Here is an 18,211-nt window from a genome sequence, read left to right on the forward strand (position 1 = left end):
CTCACCGTGACGGTCGCCTGAGGGAATCCCATCGCACGGGCCGAGTGGCGCGGGTCACAGGAACTGGTGCGTGGTCTCGCACGACCACTTGTGCAGAGCCAACGACCAGTCGCCGCCGGACGAGGTCACCCCCCATCCCGGAGGCAGCTGTGACGCCCATCGGAGTGATCCGGCGCGCTGAGCCCGCCGAGGTCGCCGCCGCGTTGTCGAAGGTGGTCATCAGCCCGTACTGGGCGGTCGACTGGGGTGGTGCCGGCGGGTCGCTGCACCTCGATTCCGGTGCCATGGCGGAGGCTGTGCGGCGGGTCGGCGCGAAGTTCGAGGCGGCCGAAGCGCGGGTGGCCGCGTCGACCTCGCAGTTCCTGGTGGCGCTGGGGTTGTGGTCGGTCTCGCTGGGGTCGCTGGCCGTGGGCGGTGTGGTGCCCGACCTGGACGGGCTTCGGTACCGGGTCGACGAGGACGCCCGTGTGCGGCTGTCGCTGCCCGAGCCCGGCGGGTGGGTCGTCACCGGTGACCCCGTGCCGCTGTTGCTGCGCATGGTGGTCGAGGAGCAGTTGGTGCCCTTTCACACCGGATTGCGTGCGGTGGTGAAGGTTGCCGACGGGTTGTTGTGGGGCAACGTCGCCGCGGCTCTGCGTAGCGCGCTGAAACCGTTGCCCGGCCTGGGCGATCTCGGTGACCGCCTGTCGGCTGTTCCGCCGTTGCGCGGAACGCTGTCCCCTGACGGCATCCGCCGCAGTTGCTGCCTGTTCTACCGCACGCGCGGCGGCCACACGTGCCGTGCCTGCCCGCTCGCCGGTGCCGTCGTGACGCGACGCGAGGGACAAGCGGTCACCAGGTGACGGGCAGCCGGTCCAGGCCGCGTGCCATTCGGCCGCGTCGCCAGGACAACTCCTCCTCGGCGACGGCGAGCCGCAGGGTGGGGAATCGGCGCACCAGCGTCCCGATGGCCACGCGCAGTTCCGCTTTGGCCAGCTGTGCGGCGACGCAGTAGTGCACGCCGAACCCGAACGCCAGGTGGGGGTTGGGTGTGCGGGTGAGGTCCAGTTCGTCGGGGTGGTCGAAGACGCGGTCGTCGCGGTTGGCGGCGTCGGGGTGGACCATCACCGCGTCGCCGGCGCGGACCAGCACGCCGCCGAGTTCGACGTCCTCCAGGGCGATGCGGGTGAACCCCGCCGAGGTCACCAGGGGGTTGAAGCGCAGCAGTTCGTCCACCGCCCGGTCGATCAGCGTCGGGTCGGCGCGCAGCGCGGCGAGCTGGTCGGGGTGGGTGAGCAGGGTGTGGATGCCGTTGCCGAGTTCGCCGGTCGTGGTCTCCAGGCCCGCGTAGAGCAGGGTCACGCCGAGCACGACCAACTCGTCCTCGCTGAGCCGGTCCCCGGTGTCCCGGGCCTGGACCAGGGCACCGAGCAGGTCGTCGCTCGGTTCGCGGCGGCGAGCGGCCACGAGACCGGCCACGTAGTCCTTCAGCCGCGCGAACGCGGCGTGGATCTCGTCGCTGGAGAACGCGGTGGTGGCCAGCGCGACGTCGATCCAGCCGGCGAACTCCTCGCGGTCGGCGACCGGCACGCCCAGCATCTGGCAGATGACCGCGACGGGCACCGGGACCGCGAAGCCCGCGATCAGGTCGGCGGGCGGTCCCTGGTCCTCGATGCGGTCGAGCAATTCGTCGGTGACCCGTTGGGCGTGCTCGGCCAGGTGCTCGACGCGTCGGGGGCTGAACGCGGCGGCGACCAGGCGGCGCAGGCGGGTGTGCTCGGGCGGGTCCACGGTGTGCAGGGTGGCGTCGGTGTGCCGGCGGGGTGAGGCGCGGGGCACGTCGCGGTCCAGCAGCGCGGCCCGGCTGAAACGGGGGTCGCTGAGAACCGTGCGCACGTCGTCGTGCCGCACGGCCAGCCAGGCGTCCCCGCCGTAGGGCAGCGTGATCCGGCTGAGCGGTTCGTGGTCGCGCAGGTGCGCGTACTCCGGTTCCAGCTCCAGCGCGGTCGGCTCGCGGAACGGGTAGCTGCGTGCTGCCTGCGTGGGTCGCATCGGTGTCCCCCATCCGATAGCCGGCCTGCCACCACCACTGGTCGGCTCGGCGGCTCGGGAAGTTCCCGCCGATCCGGCCGAGCCGCGGGAACCAGCAAGCGTCGGCAGCCGACCATAAGGACGATTCCCACACGAGGACGCGGCTGGAGCGGCATGGACTGGTACGAGGACGACGATGTCTGGGTGGGGTTCGCCGAAGTGATGTTCCCGCCGCGTCGGGCGGCGGAAGCGGAGCGTTTGGCGGCCACGTCGCCGTTGCTCAAGATCGCCCCGGGTGACCGGGTGCTCGATCTCGCGTGCGGGCCGGGGACCCACGTCGTGCCGTTGGCCCGCCAGGGGGCTTCGGTCACGGGGGTGGACCTGAGCGAGGCGATGCTGGCGCGGGCGCGCGAGGCGTGCGGGCACGCGGAAGTCGAGGCGCGACTGGTGCGGGCGGACATGCGCGAGCACGTCGAACCGGGCGCCTACGACCTGGTGATCAACATGTACACGTCGTTCGGCTACTTCACCGAACCGGGCGAGAACCTGGCCGTGCTGCGCAACGCGCACACCAGTCTCGCCCCGGGCGGGCGGCTGCTGGTGGACGTCCTGGGCAAGGAGGTCTTCGCCGGGTGGGTCGGCCGTCCGCAGGCGGTGGACGTCGGCGGTGGCACGGTGTTCATGCGCGACACCGTGCTGGACGATTGGACGCGCCTGCGCAGCGACTGGACCTGGGTGCGCGGTGACGAGGTGCGGCGCACGTCGCTGTACTCCACCCTCTACAGCGCCGCCGAACTGCGGGTCCTGTTCGAGGCGGCGGGGTTCACCGATGTGGAGTGCTTCGGCGACTTCGACTGCTCGCCCTACGACAACCACGCCCGACGGCTGATCGTGCGGGGCACGAAGAGGTGAGCCGCAGCGTCCCGGTCCGCCAAGCGCGGACCGGGACCGCCGGGTTCAGGATGCTCGGGCGAAGCAGGTGCCCTTGGCGTCGGGGAACAACTCGGGCGCGAGGCCGAGGGCGAAGTCGCGGATGAGCACGTCGACGTCGAGGTAGGTCTTGGCGCGGCACTCCTCGAAGTTCTCGTCGACGCCGGCGATGAAGTTGTTGTCCCGGAAGGGCTTGAACCGGGTGGTGCGCGGGTCTGCGGTCAGGGTCGCGCGGGTCATCTTCATCGGGTCGTAGACGATGAAGAAGTCGGCGTCGGCCGCGGTGCCCACGGCTTTCTCGAAGTCGTAGGGCTGTCCGTTGGGCGCGGGGTTGTCCGGGGCGAAGACGTTGTCCACCCCGAGTTGGGTCAGCAGCCTGCCGACGAGGGTTTCGGCGCCGTGGCCGTGGACGAACTCGCAGCCGCGCTCGGGCGCGACGCAGAGGTAGCCGGCCTTGCGGTTGCCGATCTTGCCGGAGACGGTGGAGACCACCTTGTCGTACGCGGCTTTGATGCTGTCGAACTCGGCGTTCGCGGCGGCTTCGGCGTTGTAGAACGCCGCCACCATCTTGATCCACTCGGCGGAGGCCAGGGCGTGGCGCTCCAACCGGTTGGACACGCTCACGCCGGGCATCCCGGCGGCGCGGGCGTTGCTGATGTCGTCGAAGCCCTTGCCGAACCCGGACATCAGGACGACCTGGTTCTTCAGGCCCAGCACGGCTTCCTTGTCCAGGTCGGTGTACTCGCCGATGGACAGGGGTTTGCCCGCCGCCCCGACGACCCCGGCGTACCACTCGTCCTTCTCGGCGTTGCCCAGCAGTTGGCCGCTCAGGCCGGTGATGGTCTTGTTCTTGCCCAACCGGTCGACCATCGCGAGGGCGTTGAACGAGGTGACCGACACGTTGGTGACCGGCACCTGGACGACCAGCGCGCCTTCCAACTCGCCGGTGGCCGCAGGCGCGGGGGTGCCGCATTGGTAGAGCACGTACTTCAGCTCGGGGCCGTCGGCGTTCTCGGTGTCGGTGAGCGTGATCGTCTTGTAGGAGCCGTGGTAGCTGATCTTCCACAGCTCGGATTCGGTGACGGTGCTCTTGTCGGGGAAGTAGTCCCGACCCTCGGCGTAGTCGGTGACGCAACCTTCCGCGCCGCCTTGGCCGTTGGACGCGCCGGGGCTCGTTCCGCCGCAACCGGCCAGGGCGAGGGGTAGCGCGAGCAGAGCGAACGCCGTGCGGATGCGTGTGTTCACGGTGGTGCTCTCCTGCATTTCGGTGTGGGAGGGCGGTTACGCGGTCCGCGCGTTTTCGGGCAGTGGCGCGGTGTTGCTGCGGAGGTGGGTGACCAGGGCGTCGAAGCCGACTCCCTGTGCACCGTTGACGGTCCAGCGGCACGGTGTGCCGTGTTCGACGGTCAGGATGTGGCCGCACGGGTCTGCGGTGGGTTCCCACCCGGCGCGTCGCACGGCGTGTTCGGCCCACTGCCGCAGTCGCCCGTCAGCGATCACTTGGACGGTGGCGCCGGGTTCGGTGGTGTCGGCGACGACGATGGTGGCCGCGGCGTCGTCGAAGGACATGTTCTCGCCGGTGAAGGTCCGGGTGACCGCGTCGCCGTAGGCCAGGTCCTCGGGCGCGCCGGCGGTGACCGTGCCGTCGCCGCCGACCAGCCACACCTGGTCCGCGCGGCGCAGCGCGAACCCCAGGTCGTGGGTGGAGAGCACGATCGCCGCGCCGGTGGTGGCGGCGAGCCGGGTCAGCATCGCGGCGAACTCGATGCGGCGGGCCACGTCCAGGAAGGCGGTGGGTTCGTCCAGCACCAGCACGGCCGGTTCCTGGGCCAGGGCGCGGGCCACCATGACCCGCTGGCGTTCGCCGTCGGACAGGTCGGTCAGCGGGCGCTCGCGCAGGTCGACGACCCCGGCGTCGAGCAGTGCCCGGTCCACGGCGGCGCGGTCGCGGGCCTTCTCCCGGCCGATCCAGGACCGGTAGGGCATCCGGCCCAGCGCCACCACGGCTTCCACGCTCATCTGCCCGACGTCGACCGGTTCGGTCAGCGTGACCGCCAGCCGTCGGGCCCGCTGCCGCGGGGACAGCGTCGCGAGGTCCTGCCCGTCGAGCAGGACGTGGCCGGCCAGCGGGGGCTGGGCGCCGACCAGGGTGCGCAGCAGGGTGGACTTGCCCGCGCCGTTGGGGCCGATCAACGCGATCAGCTCGCCGGGCCGCGCGGCCAGGTGCACGTCGCGCAGCACGGTGATCGCCGGATGCCTGCGGCGCCGCCGGTAGCCCGCGCTCACCGCGACCGCTTGCAGCGCGGGCCTGGGGTTCTCGATCGTCACGCCTGCCTCCTCGCCCGGCCGGACAGCAGCACCCACAGGATCACCGGCGCGCCGACGAACGCGGTGACGGAGTTCAACGGCAGCGAGGTCCTGGTCAGCCCGTTGCCGCCCGCGACGTACTCGGCGACCAGCACGATCACCGCGCCGATCAGGGCACTGGCGGGCAGCACCACCCGGTGGTCGGCGGTGCGCAGCAGGCCCCGGGCCAGGTGCGGGGCGGCCAGGCCGACGAACCCGATGGCGCCGCAGTAGGCGGTGGTGATGCCCGACAGCACGGCGACGCCGGCCAGGGACAGGAAGTGCACGCGGCGGACGTTGATCCCCAGGCTGCCGGCGTAGCGGTCGCCCAGCAGCAGCGCGTTGAGCGGCTGGGCCAGGAACACCGACAGGCCGAGCACCACCGCGCAGGACGCGGCGACGACCTGCAACTCGTTCCACGTCACGTTGCGCACCGAGCCGCGGGTGAAGGTCGCCAGCGCCTGCAACCGGTCCGGGTCGGTGTAGTAGACCAGCATGTCCACCACCGCACCCGCCAGGTAACCCAGCATCACGCCCACGACCAGCACCACCACCGGGTCGCCGACCCGCCGGGCGATGCCCAGCGCGATCAGCAGCACCCCGCCCGCACCCGCCACGGCCGCCCCGGTCACCCCGAGCTGGCTGACCACCCCGAGCCCGGACAGCCAGCCGACGCCGCTGGTGCCCAGGATGACGACCGCGGCGCCCAGGATGGCGCCGGAGCTGACGCCGAGCACGAACGGGTCGGCCAACGGGTTGCGGAACAGCGTCTGCATCTGCGCGCCGCCCACCGCCAGCGCCGCCCCGGCCAACAGCCCGGCGACGACCTTCGGCAGCCGCGCGTCGAGCACGATCGTGCGGCTGACCGGGGACTCGACGTCCTGGCCGGTGAGGATGCGCAGCACGTCCCCGATCGGGACGGCGATCGAGCCCTGCGCGACCAGGACCACCACCGCGCCCAGCACCAGCACGACCAGCAGCGCGAACAGCCCCGCCACGTACCCGGTGCGCCGACGCGCCCGCGTTTTTCGTGGTGGTGCGGTGATTACGTCGTCGACCGCGTCTTCGACACCCGTGCCACTACTCGACACCGCGCACCCGTTCCTCCCCCTCCGGCCGCTGTCGATCCGGCCACCACCACAAAGGTCGTGCCGTGCCGTGGTTCGGTTCCCACGAATTCGCCAGATTCACGCCGGTCGCGACGATTCCGCATGATCGGGCAACGATTCCCGGCTCACCGCAGCCGATTCCACCGCCGGCGGGAACCAGAGGGGGCCTTCCTACGACCAGTACGACTGCGCGATCCCGTCCAGACCATCGTCGCCCGACGACGAGCCGACACCCGGAAGGGCTCGACCATGACCCTGCCCCGCCCGACGGTTCCTCCAGCGGCGACAGCGGCCCGCCGCCGGCGTCCGACGGGGAGGTGAGGACCGTGCTCGACCACGACGCCGTGCGGCCCCCGGTCCACGAGCACATCACCGACGCCGTCAAGGCACCCTCCCTCATCCGGCTCTCGCCCAACACCGTGCTGGTCCGCTTCGAAACCCTGAAGGTGTACGCGGCGCTGGGAGCCGTGCGCCACCTGGTCGACAGCGGCGTGGTCCGCCGGGGGCAGACCGTGGTGGACAGCTCCAGCGGCATCTACGCCCTCGCCCTGGCGATGGCGTGCCACCGCTACGACCTGCGCTGCCACATCGTCGCCTCCACCACCGTCAACGACACCATGCGCGCGCAGTTGGAGATCCTGGGCGTGACCGTGGACCAGATGCCGCCTTCCGACGACCTGCGCCTGGACCAGAGCCGTCGGGTGGCCCGCGTGCAGGAACTGCTCTCCCGGTATCCGGACATGTATTGGATGCGCCAGTACCACGACCCGGTGCACCACCTGGGCTACGCCGAACTGGCGGACCTGCTGCGGCGCGCGCTACCGGGCGAACCGCTGACCGTCGTCGGCTGCGTCGGCACGGGGGCCTCTACCGGCGGTCTCACGCGGTCGCTGCGCGCGCACGATCCGCTGGTGCCATTGGTGGGCGTGCAGCCGTTCGGCAGCGTGACCTTCGGCAGCGAGCGGTTCACCGATCCCGACGCCATCATCGCGGGCATCGGCAGCGCAATCCCGTTCGCCAACGTCCACCACCAGCTCTACGACCGCATCCACTGGTTGGACTTCCAGCACGCCATGGCCGCCACCGTCGACCTGATGCGCACGCACGCCGTGTTCGCCGGCCTGTCGACCGGCGCGGCCCACCTCGCCGCGACCTGGGAGGCCGCGCGGCACCCCGACCGCACCCACGTGGTCCTCGGCGCGGACACCGGTCACCGCTACACCGAACGCGTCTTCACCCGCCACCGCGAAGCCCTGGACCCCGCGTCGTTGCAGCCGGTGGAGATCGCCTCTTTGGACGAGCTGGCCCCGCCGTGGTCGGCGATCGACTGGGCGCGCCGTGCTCACGGACCGGCCGTGCCCGTGCAGGAACGCCTCCGAGAGTTCAGGAAGGACCCCGTGCCATGACCGTCGTGCTGCTGGAAGCCCTCACCTTCGGCCTGGGCCGCCTCGCCGACGCCGCGCGGGACGCGGGGCACGACCTCGTCCTGCTCACCGGCGACCGGACCATCTACCGCCACGAGCTGTCCCGCTGCGGCGACCGCGTGCGGGTGGTGGACGTCGACACCACCGACGTCGCCGAGTGCGAGAAGGCGTTGCGCGATCTGCCGGACGTGGCCGGGCTGATCAGCTCGACCGACACCTGGGCGGTGCCCGGCGCGGACCTGGCGCAGCGGCTGGGCCTGCCCGGACCGGCGCCGGCGGCGGTGCGGGTGCTGCGGGACAAGGCCGCCGTCCGGGCCCGGCTGCACGCCCACGGCCTGAGCCGCAGCGGTCCGCTCGACCCGGCCGCGGCGGAGGACTTCCCTTTGGTGCTCAAGGACTCCGCGGGCACCTCGTCCCGCGCGGTGTGGCTGTGCCGGACACCCGCCGAGCGTGACGCGGCCCTTCGCGAGGCCGCCGTCACCCCGCTCAAGGGCCGGTTGATCGCGGAACCGTACTTCGAAGGTCCTCTCTACAGCACCGAAACCGTCACCTGGCGGGGTGAAACCCGACTGCTCGGCGTGCTCAGCCGAGTGCTCTCGCCCGAACCCGTGCGCCGCGAGGAGGCTTCCGCGTTCCCGGTCGCCCTCCCCGACGCCGATCTCGCCGAGCTGGGGGAGTGGATCGGCCACGTGCTCAAAGCGGCCGGCCACGAAAGCGGCTTCGCGCACACGGAGTTCGTGTTCACCACCACCGGGCCCGAGGTGGTCGAGATCAACGCCCGCATCGGCGGCGCCCTCGTCGGCGAAGCCCTCTGCCGCGCCCTGGGCACCAACGTCTACGACGCGATGGTCCGCATCGCCCTCGGCGAACGACCCGACCTGCTCGACGGCGAACCGGGCGGCGGCACCGCGACCGGCTTCGTGGCGCTCTACCCCCGCGCGGCCGGGGTCCTGGAGGGGTGGACCGGCCTGGACCGCCTGGCCGACCTGCCCGGCAACCCCGAGTGGTACCCGACCGCGAGCCCCGGCGACGTGCTGGAGCACCTGACCGATCAGCGCTCCTGCACCGGCATCGTCGTGGCCGAAGGCCCCACCGCCGAGCTGGCGCTGCACCGGGCGCAGGCCGCCGCCGGCGGCATCACCCCCGTGGTCCGGGCGCACGACTAGAGCACGGTGCGCGGTCGTGGGTGTCCGCGCGGTCGCGGTCGAGTCGCCGCGACCGGGCGGTGGCGTCGGGTCAGGCGGCGCGTCGGTGATGCGCGCTGGGGCGCAGGTGACGTCGCTGCCTGCGGTTCCCGCCGGGACGCGGGGTGGCGTCGACGCCGTCCCGGTCGTGGCGGTCGCCGCGGTCGTGGCCTTGCTCGGCGGGAGTGCCCGGGGTCGGCCGGCGCCGGTGGGCGCGGGCGACGAGGTAGAGCAGGACCAAGCCGGGCAGCAGGGGCAGGTGGGACACGACCCGGGCGGTGGTCGCGGTGCCGTCGAGCAGGTCGTTGACGGAGAACGCGACCAGCACCGCGACGAACCCGCCGAGCGTCGGCAGCAGGCCGGCCGCGCGGTGCTCGCTCACGGCGGCCACCAGCAGCCCGACGGCCAGCGCGAGGTTCCAGGCGATGCCCTCGTTGAACAGGTGGGTGGAGGTCCCGTGACCGGTGTCCCCGCCGGTCGCCCCGGCCAGCAACTGGGCCAACGAGAGCCACAACTGGACGATGGCGACGGCGGCCAGCCCCAGGCGCGGGACCAGGGCGGTGTGGCGGGGTGGGGCGGCGGCCAGCACGGCGTCGACCAGGTCCGGCTCGGGCTCCGCGGGCCGGACGCGGATGGTCCTGGTCAGCGCCTGTGCGCTCGCCTGCCAGCGGGTGCAGGCGGCGCACTGTGCCAGATGCGCGTCCGTCTCGGCGGCGGGCACGGGCTCGGCCTCGCCGTCCAGGCGGGCCGAGAGCGCTTCACGGCAGGATTGGCAGTCCACTCACCAGTAGTCGCTCCATTCGGCTCACCGGTTCCCGACACCACGTGGTTACGATTCGGAATCGTGACAGCACCCGACGACGACGTCACCCGCTGGGCACTGGAGGCGCGTTCCGGTGACCGCGACGCACTGGAGCGGTTCGTCCGGGCGACCCAGCGCGACGTGTGGCGCTTCGTGGCCCACCTGGCCGGCGTGAGCCTCGCCGACGACCTGGCGCAGGAGACCTACGCCCGCGCCCTGCCCAGCCTGCGCCGCTTCGCCGGTCGCTCGTCGGCGCGCACCTGGCTGCTGGCGATCGCCCGCCGGGTCGTGGTCGACCAGATCCGGATGGCCCAGTCGCGTCCCCGGCTGTCCGCTGGTGCGGACTGGACGTCGGAGGCCGACCGCAAGGCGGTCGTCACCGGCTTCGAGGCCGTCGTGGAGCTGAACATGCTGCTCGACGCCCTCGACCCGGACCGCCGCGAGGCCCTGGTGCTGACCCAGGTGCTGGGTCTGCCCTACGCCGACGCAGCCGAGATCGCCGGTTGCCCGGTGGGCACGATCCGCTCCCGGGTCGCGCGGGCCCGCGACGACCTGCTGCGCGCCACCGGTGACGAGGCCACCGAAGTGGGCTGACCTCCGGCAGGGGCCGCGACCGGCGCTGTGACCGACGGCACCGGTCTCGCTCATCGCGACCGGCAGGGCCATCCCCTGCTCGGCCTGAGCCTGCTCGCCTTCCTCGTCCTGGACGCACTGATCGGCCTGACCCGCCGACGCGCGGACCGCAGGAGCGGCGCCGCCGACGAGGGGCCCCGACCGGCGAGGACGGTGTTGTGACACCACGATGAGAACGTCGCGCGGACCGGCGTCGAGGCCCCTACTCGACCGTGGACGTGTGGGGTGGGTCCGTGCGCGAGTCCGTGCGCCGTCGACCCGGGAGAAGGAGCGTGTGGTCGGCCCAGCGGTCGAGGAGGGCGGTGTCGTGGGAGATGGCCAGCACGCCGGCTCCGGTGGCGTGCTGGTAGTCCCGGATGACCCCGACCAGCGCGGCGGTGGTGGAGGCGTCGAGCATGGTGGTCATCTCGTCGCAGATGAGGAACGCGGGGCGCAGCGTGAGGGCGCGGGCCAGGCAGGCGCGTTGCAGTTGGCCGTCGCTGACCTCGTGGGCGCGGCGGCCGAGCAGGTCGGCGGTGAGCATGACGAGGTCGGCGAGTTCGTCGACCCGGTCGGGTGATCGGGTCGCGCGCAGCGGCTCGGCGATGGCTTGCCGCAGGGTCATGCGCGGGTCGACGGAGAGTCGGGGTTGTTGGAACAGCACGCCGATGCGCGTGCGCAGGGCGCGTGGTGCCCGGTGCCGGTAGCGCGTGACGGGCGTGCCGTCGATGCGCACCGTCCCGCTGAAGGGCTTGTGCAGCAACGCGAGGACGCGCGCGAGCGTGGACTTGCCGCTGCCGCTGGGGCCGGCCACGCCCACGGTCTGTCCGGGGTGGACGGTGAGGCTGATGTCGGTGATCACCGGGTGGCGGTAGCCGGCGGTGATGTTCTCGGCGGTCAGCACGGCCGGTGGCACGCTACGGCGTGTTCGTCGTCGGTGAGGGCTGGGCGTTCGGCGCAGATCGGGGCGACCCGGTCGCATCGCGGGGCGAAGGAACACCCGGCCGGCAGGTCGGTGAGCAGCGGCGGCTGTCCGGGGATCGGGGTGAACGCGCGGTCGGGCAGCGCGTTGCCGAGTCCTTTGCTGTAGGGGTGCAGGGGTGTTTCGAGGACTTTGCGGGCGGGGCCGATTTCGATGACGCGGCCCGCGTACATGACGGCGACGCGGTCGGCGACCCGTTGTGCGGCGGCGAGGTCGTGGGTGATGAGCAGGACGGCGTGGCCGGCGGTGACCATGCGGCGGAACTCCTCGATGAGGCTGTCGACGAGGTGGCGGTCGAGGCCGGTCGTGGGTTCGTCGGCGACGAGCAGCCACGGGTCGCCGACGAGGGCGAGTGCGTTGGCGACCCGTTGGGCCATGCCGCCCGACAACTGGTGGGGGTAGCGGTCGATGTCCTCGGGCGAAAGGCCCGCGCGTGCCGCGACGGCGTCCGCGGTGTGCGGGGACCGGTGGACGCGGATGGCTTCCTCGATCTGGGCGCGGGCGGTCCGGACCGGGGTGAGGTGGGAGGCCGGGCTCTGCGGGACGAGGCCGATGCGGCGGCCCCGGACGGTGGTGGCGAGTTCCCGGTCGGTGGCGGTCAGCAGGTCGAGTTCGGGTCCGTCGCCGCGCAGCGTCGCGGTGCCGGCCGTTTCGGCGTTGCCGGGCAGGAACCCGAGCAGGGCGTTGGCGAGCACGGTCTTGCCGCAGCCGCTTTCGCCGACGAGCGCCAGGCACTCGCCGGGCCGCAGGCTCAGCGACACGTCGTCGACCGCGGCGACGGTGGCGCCGGGCAGGGTGAACCGGACGCGGACGCGGTCGAGCACGAGTTCGGTCACCATGTCAGCTCCGTGCGGCGCTTGGGGTTGAGCCGGTCCCGCCACACGCCGCCGACACCGGAGACGGCGAGGGTGGCGGCGATCAGGACCAGGCCGGGCGCCAGTGACATCCACCAGCCGCCGGTGAGCAGGGACCGCTGGGCGTCGTTGATCATGTTGCCGATGCTGGCCGCGTGCGGGGGCAGGCCGAGGCCCAGGAACGACAGCGCGGTCTCGTGCCACACCGCGTGCGGCACGGCCAGGGTGGTGGCGAGCAGCACCTGGGGCGCGACGTTGGGCAGCAGGTGCCGCACCAGCACGCGGGTGCGCGACGAGCCGCCGACGATCGCCGCGTCGATGAACGGCCTGCCGCGCAGCGAGAGCACCTCCGAGCGCACGATCCGCGCCGAGGACAGCCAGTGCGTCAGCCCGATCGAGATGACGACCGCGGTCAGGCTGGGGCGCAGTACGGCGACGATCACGATGCCCAGCAGCAGGTGCGGCACCGAGGCGACGGCGTCGACCAGCCGCATCAGCAACCGGTCCACCCAGCCGCCCACCGCACCGGCCAACGCGCCCAGGGCCGTGCCGAGCACGGACGAGATCAGCGCGGCGACCAGCCCGACGGTCATGGACACGCGCAACGCGTAGACGCAGCGCAGCATCACGTCCCGGCCGAGTTCGTCGGTGCCGAACGGGTGCCGCGCCGAGGGCGGGCGGTTCGCGGCGGCGAGGTCGACGTACTGCTGGTCGAGGTCCACCACGAGCGGCACGACCAGCACCGCCGCCGCGAGCACGCCGAGCACCACCGCCGACGGGATCAGCCGCCACCGCGGCGACCGGGGTGCGGCGGCGGCGAGGCGGGACCGCGGCGCGCGGCGCCAGGCCAGGTCAGCCATCGAGCACCACCCTCGGGTCGGCCAGCGCGTAGAGCACGTCGGCGAGCAGGTTGCCCAGCAGCACCACCGCCGTCGCGAGCACGGTCAGCGCGCCGAGCAGCGCGAAGTCGACGTTGAGCGCCGCGTCCACGGTCGCCCGTGCGATGCCCGGCCAGGAGAACACGGTCTCCACCAGCAACGCCCCGGTGATCAGCTCCGGCAGTCGCGCGCCGAGCAGGGTGAGGAACGGCAGCAGGGAGGTGCGCAGGGCGTGCCCGGAGACCACGAGGTGGTCGGGCAGGCCGCGCGAGCGCGCGCCGACCACGTGGTCCTGGGTGAACGACTCCAGCAGGTTCTGCCGGACGAACAGCACGAACCACGGCGCCTGCGAGATCGCCAGCACCGAGACCGGCAGCACCAGGTGCGTGGCGACTTGCCCGAACGACACCGGGGCGTCGGCGTCGGTGAGCCCGCCGCCGGGCAGCCACCGCAGGTGCAGCGCGAACACGTACAGCGCGGCCAGCCCCAACCAGAACACCGGCGCGGCTTCGAGCGTGTAGGAGGTGGCGGTGATCAGCCGGTCCAGCCAACTGCCCTGCAACCACGCCGCCGCGGTGCCCAGGAGCAGGCCGAGCAGCAGCGCGAGGGTGAACCCGATCGCGACCAGCAGCACCGACCAGCCCAGCCGGTCGCCGATCACCTGCGACACGGGCTGCTGGAACGACAGCGAGTCGCCGAAGTCGAAGGCGACCGCGTGCCGCAGCCACGCCAAGTACTGCTCGACCACCGGCTGGTCGACGCCCCAGTTCGCGCGGATCTGCGCGACCCGTTCCGGCGAGGCGCCGATGATCCGCACGCCGAAGTAGCGCTCGACCGGGTCGAAGGGCGAGGCCTTCGCCAGCACGAACAACGCGAAGCTCACCAGCAGCAGCACCGGGACCGCGAAGCCGAGCCGGCGCAGCACGAGTTTGCCGACACCGCGGTCGCTCACGACTTGGGCGTCCACTTTTCGAGGTTCCACCACGCCGCGTGGATCAGGCCGTGGTCGTGCGGCTCGACCTGGGTCTGCCGGCCGTCCCACTTGTCGCGCAAGACGTAGGTGTGGTCGAGGAACACCAGGAACGCCCAGCCGGGGTCGGCGACGTAGGCCCGCTGGAAGTCGGTGTAGGCCTGCTTGCGGGCGACGGGGTCCAGCGACCTGCGCGCGGTGTCCAGCGCGGCGTCCACCGCCGGGTTGCGGTACAGCGTCATGTTCACGTAGCCGTCCTGGCCCGCGTACTTGGAGTGCAGCAGCGTGTACGCCGCGGTGTCCGGGTCGTAGGGGTCGCCGCCGCCCCAGACCGCCGCGGCGTCCTTCTGCCGTTGCAGCATGATCTCGAACGTGGTCGCCTCGACCGGCGCCTCGACACCGAGCTTGGCGATGTCGCTCGCCGCGGCCAGCGCGAGTTCCTTGCGCAGCACGTCCGGCGCCGGGTACAGGACGGGCAGCCGCGCCGGTTGACCGTTTTTGGCGCGCTTGCCGTCCGCGCCCCGGTGCCACCCGGCCTCGTCGAGCAGGCGCTCGGCCTCGGCGACGTCGCGGGGGAACGTCGCGCCGGTGTCGTGCCAGTCCGCGAGGTGCGGCGAGATCGGTGTGGCGGCGGGCGTCCCGGCGCCGGCGAGCACGGCGTCGATCATCGCCCGGCGGTCGATGGCGAGGTTGATCGCGCGCCGGACCCTGGCGTCGGAGGTGAACGGCGACTCGGACGGCAGGCCGAGGCCGCGGTAGTCCGCGGACGGGTTCCGCACGACCTGGTAGCCGGGCTTGCCGGTGTAGGTCCTGGCCAGCTTCGGCGGCAGCACCGTGCCGTCGAACTCGCCGGCGGCCATCCGGGTGGCGCGGGCGTTGTCGTCCGGCACGAACACCACGGTCACCGTCTTGATCGCGGGCGCGCCGCCCCAGTGGTCCTCGTTGGCCTTCAACACCATCCGGTCGCCCTTGCGCCACTCGGCGACGGTGTAGGGGCCGGTGCCGACCGGGGCGGTGTTGAAGGGCGCGCTGTTGATGTCGGCGCCTTCGAGCTTCGCGCGCGGGACGATGCCCAGCGTCAACTGCTGCGCGAACGGCGCGTACGGGTGGGACAACCGGAACTCGACGGTCCGGTCGTCGGGTGCGGTGACGTCGGCGAGGGCGTCGAACCTCGACGCGATGGTGGAGTTGACCTTCTGGTCCAGCACGGACTTGTAGGTGAACACCACGTCGTGGGCGGACAGGGCCGAGCCGTCGGAGAAGGTGACCCCGTCCTTGAGCTTCGCCGTCCAGGTCAGACCGTCCGCGGACGCGGTCGGGACCTGTTCGGCCAACGCGGGAACCAGGGCGAGCTGCGCGTCGCGGGCGACCAGGCCGTCGAAGATCTTCGACGCGCCGTCCGGGCCGTAGCCGAGGATCGGGTTGAGGTTCTCCGGTTCGCTGCCCGCCCCGATGACGATGGACTGCCCGGTGTTCGCGGTGCCGCCTCCGTCGGGGGAGGTGCACGCCGCCACGAGCCCCGCCGCCACGACGACGGCGATCATCGGTCCACGGCGCACGCGCATCACCCTCGGTCGGAGTAGGTCGACTGTTGCCGCGTGCAGCTAACAGCAAATCACCTGCAACAAGCAAGGGTGTGCGGGAGCGATGTGGGCGACATGGCCGGGACGCCGCGTGACCGCCTCATGTCCGCAGCCGCTCCACCGGAAGGTGCTGGAGGACGGCGGTCGGGTCGCCCTCGGCGACCGGTCGGCCGTTGTCCAGCAGCAGGCAGTGGTCCGCCCGTGAGGCCTCGTCCAGGTCGTGGGTGACGTGGACGACCGTCACGCCGTCGGCCCGTGCGTCGGACAGCGCGGCGGAGATGTCGCGCCGGGCCCGGGAGTCCAGGCCGGCGTCCGGTTCGTCGAGCAGCAGCAGGTCGGACTCCTGCGCGAACGCCTGCGCCAGCAGGGCGCGCTGGCGTTGCCCCCCGGACAGGGTGCTCAGCCGGCGCGACGCGAGATCGGCGATGCCCAGCCGCTCCAGGCAGGACCGCACCACGTCTTTGTCCTTTGTGGAGAGTCGTCGCCACGCACCCCGGTGTGCCCATCTGCCCATGGCGACCGTTTCCCACACGGTGATCGGCAGCCCGGTCGGGACCGCGCTGTGCTGCACCACGAAGGCGGGGCGTCGCGTCCTGATCTCCACGGTGCCCGCGGCGGGGGTGATGACGCCGGCGAGGACGCCCAGCAGCGTGGACTTGCCGGAGCCGTTGTGGCCCACGACCGCCGTCACCTTGGCGCGCGGCAGTTCCGCGCTCACCTCGTGCAGCACGGTGTGCCGGGCGTAGCCGGCCGACAGTCCGAGCAGCCGCACGGCCGGTTGGTCCGAGTTCTGCGTCACAGCACGCTCCACTGAGATTGTAACGAAAATCGTTTCCAATATACGGTGCCGCTCGTGGAGTGGTTGCTTACCCCTTTCGAGGTGTCGTTCGTGCAGCGGGCGTTGTGGGCCGGCGTGCTGGTGTCGTGCCTGTGCGCGGTCGCCGGGACGTGGGTCGTGTTGCGCGGCATGGCGTTCCTCGGTGACGCGATGTCGCACGGCATGCTGCCCGGCGTCGCGATCGCGTCGTTGTTGGGCGGCAACCTGTTCCTCGGCGCCGCGGCGAGTGCGGGCGCGATGGCGTTCGGGGTCACCGCACTCGGGCGGTCCCGGCGGTTCTCCCAGGACACCGGCATCGGGCTGCTCTTCGTGGGGATGCTCGCGCTGGGCGTGATCCTCGTGTCGCACTCCGAGTCGTTCGCGGTGGACCTGACCGCGTTCCTCTTCGGCGACGTGTTGGCCGTGCGCGCGCGGGACCTGGGCTATCTCGCCGTGGCGTTGGCGGTCGCCGCGCCGGCGGCGCTGTGGGGGCACCGCGCGTTCGTGGCGCTGACCTTCGACCCGCGCAAGGCGCAGACGCTGGGGATGCGCCCGCGGCTGGCGCACGCGGTGCTGCTGGGCCTGGTGACCCTGGCCATCGTGGCGTCGTTCCAGGTGGTCGGCACGTTGCTGGTGTTCGGTCTGCTCATCGCGCCACCGGCCGCCGCGACGTACTGGGCGCGCCGCATCCCGACGATCATGCTCGGCGCGGCGGTGCTGGGCGTGACCGCCACCGTGGCCGGTCTGCTCGTCTCGTGGCACGCGGGCACGGCCGCGGGCGCGACCATCGCGCTGATCGCCGTCGTGCTGTTCTTCCTTTCCGCGCTCGGTGCCCGGGTGCGTGACCGGGTGCGGCTGCCCGGTGCGGGTGGGCAGCACGCGGTGCTGCTCGCCGTGCTGGTCGTGGTGCTGCCGCCGGCCGGCTGCGGCACCGAGCCGGCTCGGGAGGAGGTGCCGCACGGCTATGTCGAGGGTGCCGAGGAGACGGCGGAGGCACAGCCCCGTCTGGTCGTGGCCGACGACCGCACCGGCGCGGTCCGGGTCGTCGACCTGATCACCGAGGAGGTGACCGACGTCGGCCGGGTGGACGGTGTCCGGGCGATCACCGGCGACGGCCGTTTCGCGTACCTGACCGGTGCGGGATCGGTGCGGATCGTCGACAGCGGCGCCTGGATGGTCGACCACGGCGACCACGTCCACTACTACCGCGCCCGCGCCAGGGAGGTCGGTTCCGTCCCGGGGGACGCGGTGGTGAACGCGGACAGCGACCCCACCGTCGCGGCCGTGGCGCTCGGCCGCGGCGACACGACCTTGTTGGACCGGCAGGGCCTCGACGGCGGCGCGGTGACCACCCGCGGGGAACCGCTTGGCGGGATCGCGCTGCCCTACGCCGAACACCTGCTGGTGGCGGCATCCGATCGAGTGGCGGTCAAGACGAGGGACGGCGGGGACGTGACGACGATCGAGCAAGCGTGCCAGAGCCCGCGCGGCCAGGCGGTGACCCGGAAGGGCGTGGTCTTCGGCTGCGCCGACGGGGCGCTGCTGGTGACGGCGAAGGACGGTTCCTTCACCGGCGAGAAGATCCCGTACCCGCGTGCCGTGCCGGAGGCCGAGCGGGCCGTCGAGTTCCGCCACCGGCCCGGCAGCACGACGCTCGCCGCGCGGGCGGGGGACCTCGGCGCCTGGGCGCTGGACGTGCGGGCGAAGACG

The 18,211-nt window shown here is 72.4% G+C and carries 17 protein-coding genes and 1 pseudogene; 7 read left to right on the forward strand and 11 right to left on the reverse strand.

Going from position 1 to position 18,211, the window contains the following annotated elements:
- Window positions 1–149 precede the first annotated feature (149 nt).
- A complete protein-coding gene (locus RIN75_RS15235; RefSeq protein ID WP_309112562.1) occupies window positions 150–842 on the forward strand; it encodes a (2Fe-2S)-binding protein in 693 nt (230 codons plus the stop codon).
- Here the strand turns inward: RIN75_RS15235 and RIN75_RS15240 are convergent.
- Window positions 832–2,031: a cytochrome P450 gene (locus RIN75_RS15240; protein WP_309112563.1), complete on the reverse strand. Its 1,200-nt coding sequence runs from the start codon at window positions 2,029–2,031 to the stop codon at window positions 832–834. The two genes, RIN75_RS15235 and RIN75_RS15240, sit on opposite strands and share 11 nt — an antisense overlap.
- 153 nt (window positions 2,032–2,184) lie before the next feature.
- Between RIN75_RS15240 and RIN75_RS15245 the strand changes: the two genes are divergently transcribed.
- The gene (locus RIN75_RS15245; protein WP_309112564.1) at window positions 2,185–2,922 is read left to right on the forward strand and encodes a class I SAM-dependent methyltransferase; all 738 of its coding nucleotides are present in this window, start codon (window positions 2,185–2,187) and stop codon (window positions 2,920–2,922) included.
- A 45-nt stretch (window positions 2,923–2,967) separates the two neighbouring features.
- On the opposite strand, the gene RIN75_RS15250 is transcribed toward RIN75_RS15245, so the two are convergent.
- The 3 genes from RIN75_RS15250 to RIN75_RS15260 are packed head-to-tail and all read right to left on the reverse strand — an operon-like array spanning window position 2,968 to window position 6,377.
- Window positions 2,968–4,185: an ABC transporter substrate-binding protein gene (locus tag RIN75_RS15250; RefSeq protein WP_309112565.1), complete on the reverse strand. Its 1,218-nt coding sequence runs from the start codon at window positions 4,183–4,185 to the stop codon at window positions 2,968–2,970.
- A 36-nt stretch (window positions 4,186–4,221) separates the two neighbouring features.
- Window positions 4,222–5,268 carry an ABC transporter ATP-binding protein gene (locus RIN75_RS15255; RefSeq protein WP_309112566.1) on the reverse strand — a complete coding sequence of 349 codons (1,047 nt, stop codon included), beginning with the start codon at window positions 5,266–5,268 and terminating at the stop codon, window positions 4,222–4,224.
- Complete coding sequence (locus RIN75_RS15260; protein WP_309112567.1) at window positions 5,265–6,377, reverse strand: iron ABC transporter permease; 1,113 nt, start codon at window positions 6,375–6,377, stop codon at window positions 5,265–5,267. The genes RIN75_RS15255 and RIN75_RS15260 overlap by 4 nt, the downstream gene beginning before the upstream one ends.
- Before the next feature lie 344 nt (window positions 6,378–6,721).
- Between RIN75_RS15260 and RIN75_RS15265 the strand changes: the two genes are divergently transcribed.
- Window positions 6,722–7,801, forward strand: coding sequence for a pyridoxal-phosphate dependent enzyme (locus RIN75_RS15265; RefSeq protein ID WP_309112568.1), 1,080 nt, complete (start codon window positions 6,722–6,724; stop codon window positions 7,799–7,801).
- Window positions 7,798–8,985: an ATP-grasp domain-containing protein gene (locus RIN75_RS15270; RefSeq protein ID WP_309112569.1), complete on the forward strand. Its 1,188-nt coding sequence runs from the start codon at window positions 7,798–7,800 to the stop codon at window positions 8,983–8,985. The genes RIN75_RS15265 and RIN75_RS15270 overlap by 4 nt, the downstream gene beginning before the upstream one ends.
- Window positions 8,986–9,055: 70 nt before the next feature.
- On the opposite strand, the gene RIN75_RS15275 is transcribed toward RIN75_RS15270, so the two are convergent.
- Window positions 9,056–9,784, reverse strand: coding sequence for a zf-HC2 domain-containing protein (locus RIN75_RS15275; protein WP_309112570.1), 729 nt, complete (start codon window positions 9,782–9,784; stop codon window positions 9,056–9,058).
- Window positions 9,785–9,847: 63 nt separating this feature from the next.
- Here RIN75_RS15275 and RIN75_RS15280 point away from each other — a divergent pair, with 63 nt between their 5' ends.
- Both RIN75_RS15280 and RIN75_RS15285 read left to right on the forward strand, forming a co-directional pair.
- Window positions 9,848–10,399, forward strand: coding sequence for a sigma-70 family RNA polymerase sigma factor (locus RIN75_RS15280; protein WP_375295963.1), 552 nt, complete (start codon window positions 9,848–9,850; stop codon window positions 10,397–10,399).
- Between the two features lie 27 nt (window positions 10,400–10,426).
- Window positions 10,427–10,600, forward strand: coding sequence for a hypothetical protein (locus RIN75_RS15285; RefSeq protein ID WP_309112571.1), 174 nt, complete (start codon window positions 10,427–10,429; stop codon window positions 10,598–10,600).
- Between the two features lie 40 nt (window positions 10,601–10,640).
- On the opposite strand, the gene RIN75_RS15290 is transcribed toward RIN75_RS15285, so the two are convergent.
- The 6 genes from RIN75_RS15290 to aztA all read right to left on the reverse strand — a co-directional run bounded on the left by RIN75_RS15290 (window position 10,641) and on the right by aztA (window position 16,483).
- Window positions 10,641–11,333, reverse strand: a complete 693-nt coding sequence (locus RIN75_RS15290; protein ID WP_309112572.1) for a dipeptide/oligopeptide/nickel ABC transporter ATP-binding protein — start codon at window positions 11,331–11,333, stop codon at window positions 10,641–10,643.
- Window positions 11,315–12,238, reverse strand: a complete 924-nt coding sequence (locus RIN75_RS15295) for an ABC transporter ATP-binding protein (RefSeq protein ID WP_309112573.1) — start codon at window positions 12,236–12,238, stop codon at window positions 11,315–11,317. Before RIN75_RS15295 ends, RIN75_RS15290 begins: the two co-directional genes overlap by 19 nt.
- Window positions 12,232–13,113 (reverse strand): ABC transporter permease, encoded by an 882-nt coding sequence (locus RIN75_RS15300; RefSeq protein WP_309112574.1) that lies wholly within the window; start codon window positions 13,111–13,113, stop codon window positions 12,232–12,234. The genes RIN75_RS15295 and RIN75_RS15300 overlap by 7 nt, the downstream gene beginning before the upstream one ends.
- Window positions 13,106–14,098 carry an ABC transporter permease gene (locus tag RIN75_RS15305; RefSeq protein ID WP_309112575.1) on the reverse strand — a complete coding sequence of 331 codons (993 nt, stop codon included), beginning with the start codon at window positions 14,096–14,098 and terminating at the stop codon, window positions 13,106–13,108. The genes RIN75_RS15300 and RIN75_RS15305 overlap by 8 nt, the downstream gene beginning before the upstream one ends.
- Window positions 14,080–15,660, reverse strand: coding sequence for an ABC transporter substrate-binding protein (locus tag RIN75_RS15310; RefSeq protein ID WP_309112576.1), 1,581 nt, complete (start codon window positions 15,658–15,660; stop codon window positions 14,080–14,082). Before RIN75_RS15310 ends, RIN75_RS15305 begins: the two co-directional genes overlap by 19 nt.
- A gap of 124 nt (window positions 15,661–15,784) precedes the next feature.
- On the reverse strand, window positions 15,785–16,483 hold the full coding sequence (aztA, locus tag RIN75_RS15315; RefSeq protein WP_309112577.1) for a zinc ABC transporter ATP-binding protein AztA: 699 nt from the start codon (window positions 16,481–16,483) through the stop codon (window positions 15,785–15,787).
- A gap of 54 nt (window positions 16,484–16,537) precedes the next feature.
- Here aztA and aztB point away from each other — a divergent pair.
- Window positions 16,538–17,356 (forward strand): annotated as a pseudogene (gene aztB / locus RIN75_RS15320) (zinc ABC transporter permease AztB); the annotation flags it as partial.
- Window positions 17,357–18,211: the final 855 nt, after the last annotated feature.

This window comes from Saccharothrix sp., from assembly GCF_031180885.1.
Classification (GTDB): Bacteria; Actinomycetota; Actinomycetes; order Mycobacteriales; family Pseudonocardiaceae; genus Actinosynnema.

What these genes read in the sequence shown, in the direction of transcription:
- RIN75_RS15240 (WP_309112563.1), bottom strand. Translation starts at nt 2,031, where the DNA reads ATGCGACCCACGCAGGCAGCACGCAGCTACCCGTTCCGCGAGCCGACC.
- RIN75_RS15245 (WP_309112564.1), top strand. Translation starts at nt 2,185, where the DNA reads ATGGACTGGTACGAGGACGACGATGTCTGGGTGGGGTTCGCCGAAGTG.
- RIN75_RS15270 (WP_309112569.1), top strand. Translation starts at nt 7,798, where the DNA reads ATGACCGTCGTGCTGCTGGAAGCCCTCACCTTCGGCCTGGGCCGCCTC.
- RIN75_RS15295 (WP_309112573.1), bottom strand. Translation starts at nt 12,238, where the DNA reads ATGGTGACCGAACTCGTGCTCGACCGCGTCCGCGTCCGGTTCACCCTG.
- RIN75_RS15300 (WP_309112574.1), bottom strand. Translation starts at nt 13,113, where the DNA reads ATGGCTGACCTGGCCTGGCGCCGCGCGCCGCGGTCCCGCCTCGCCGCC.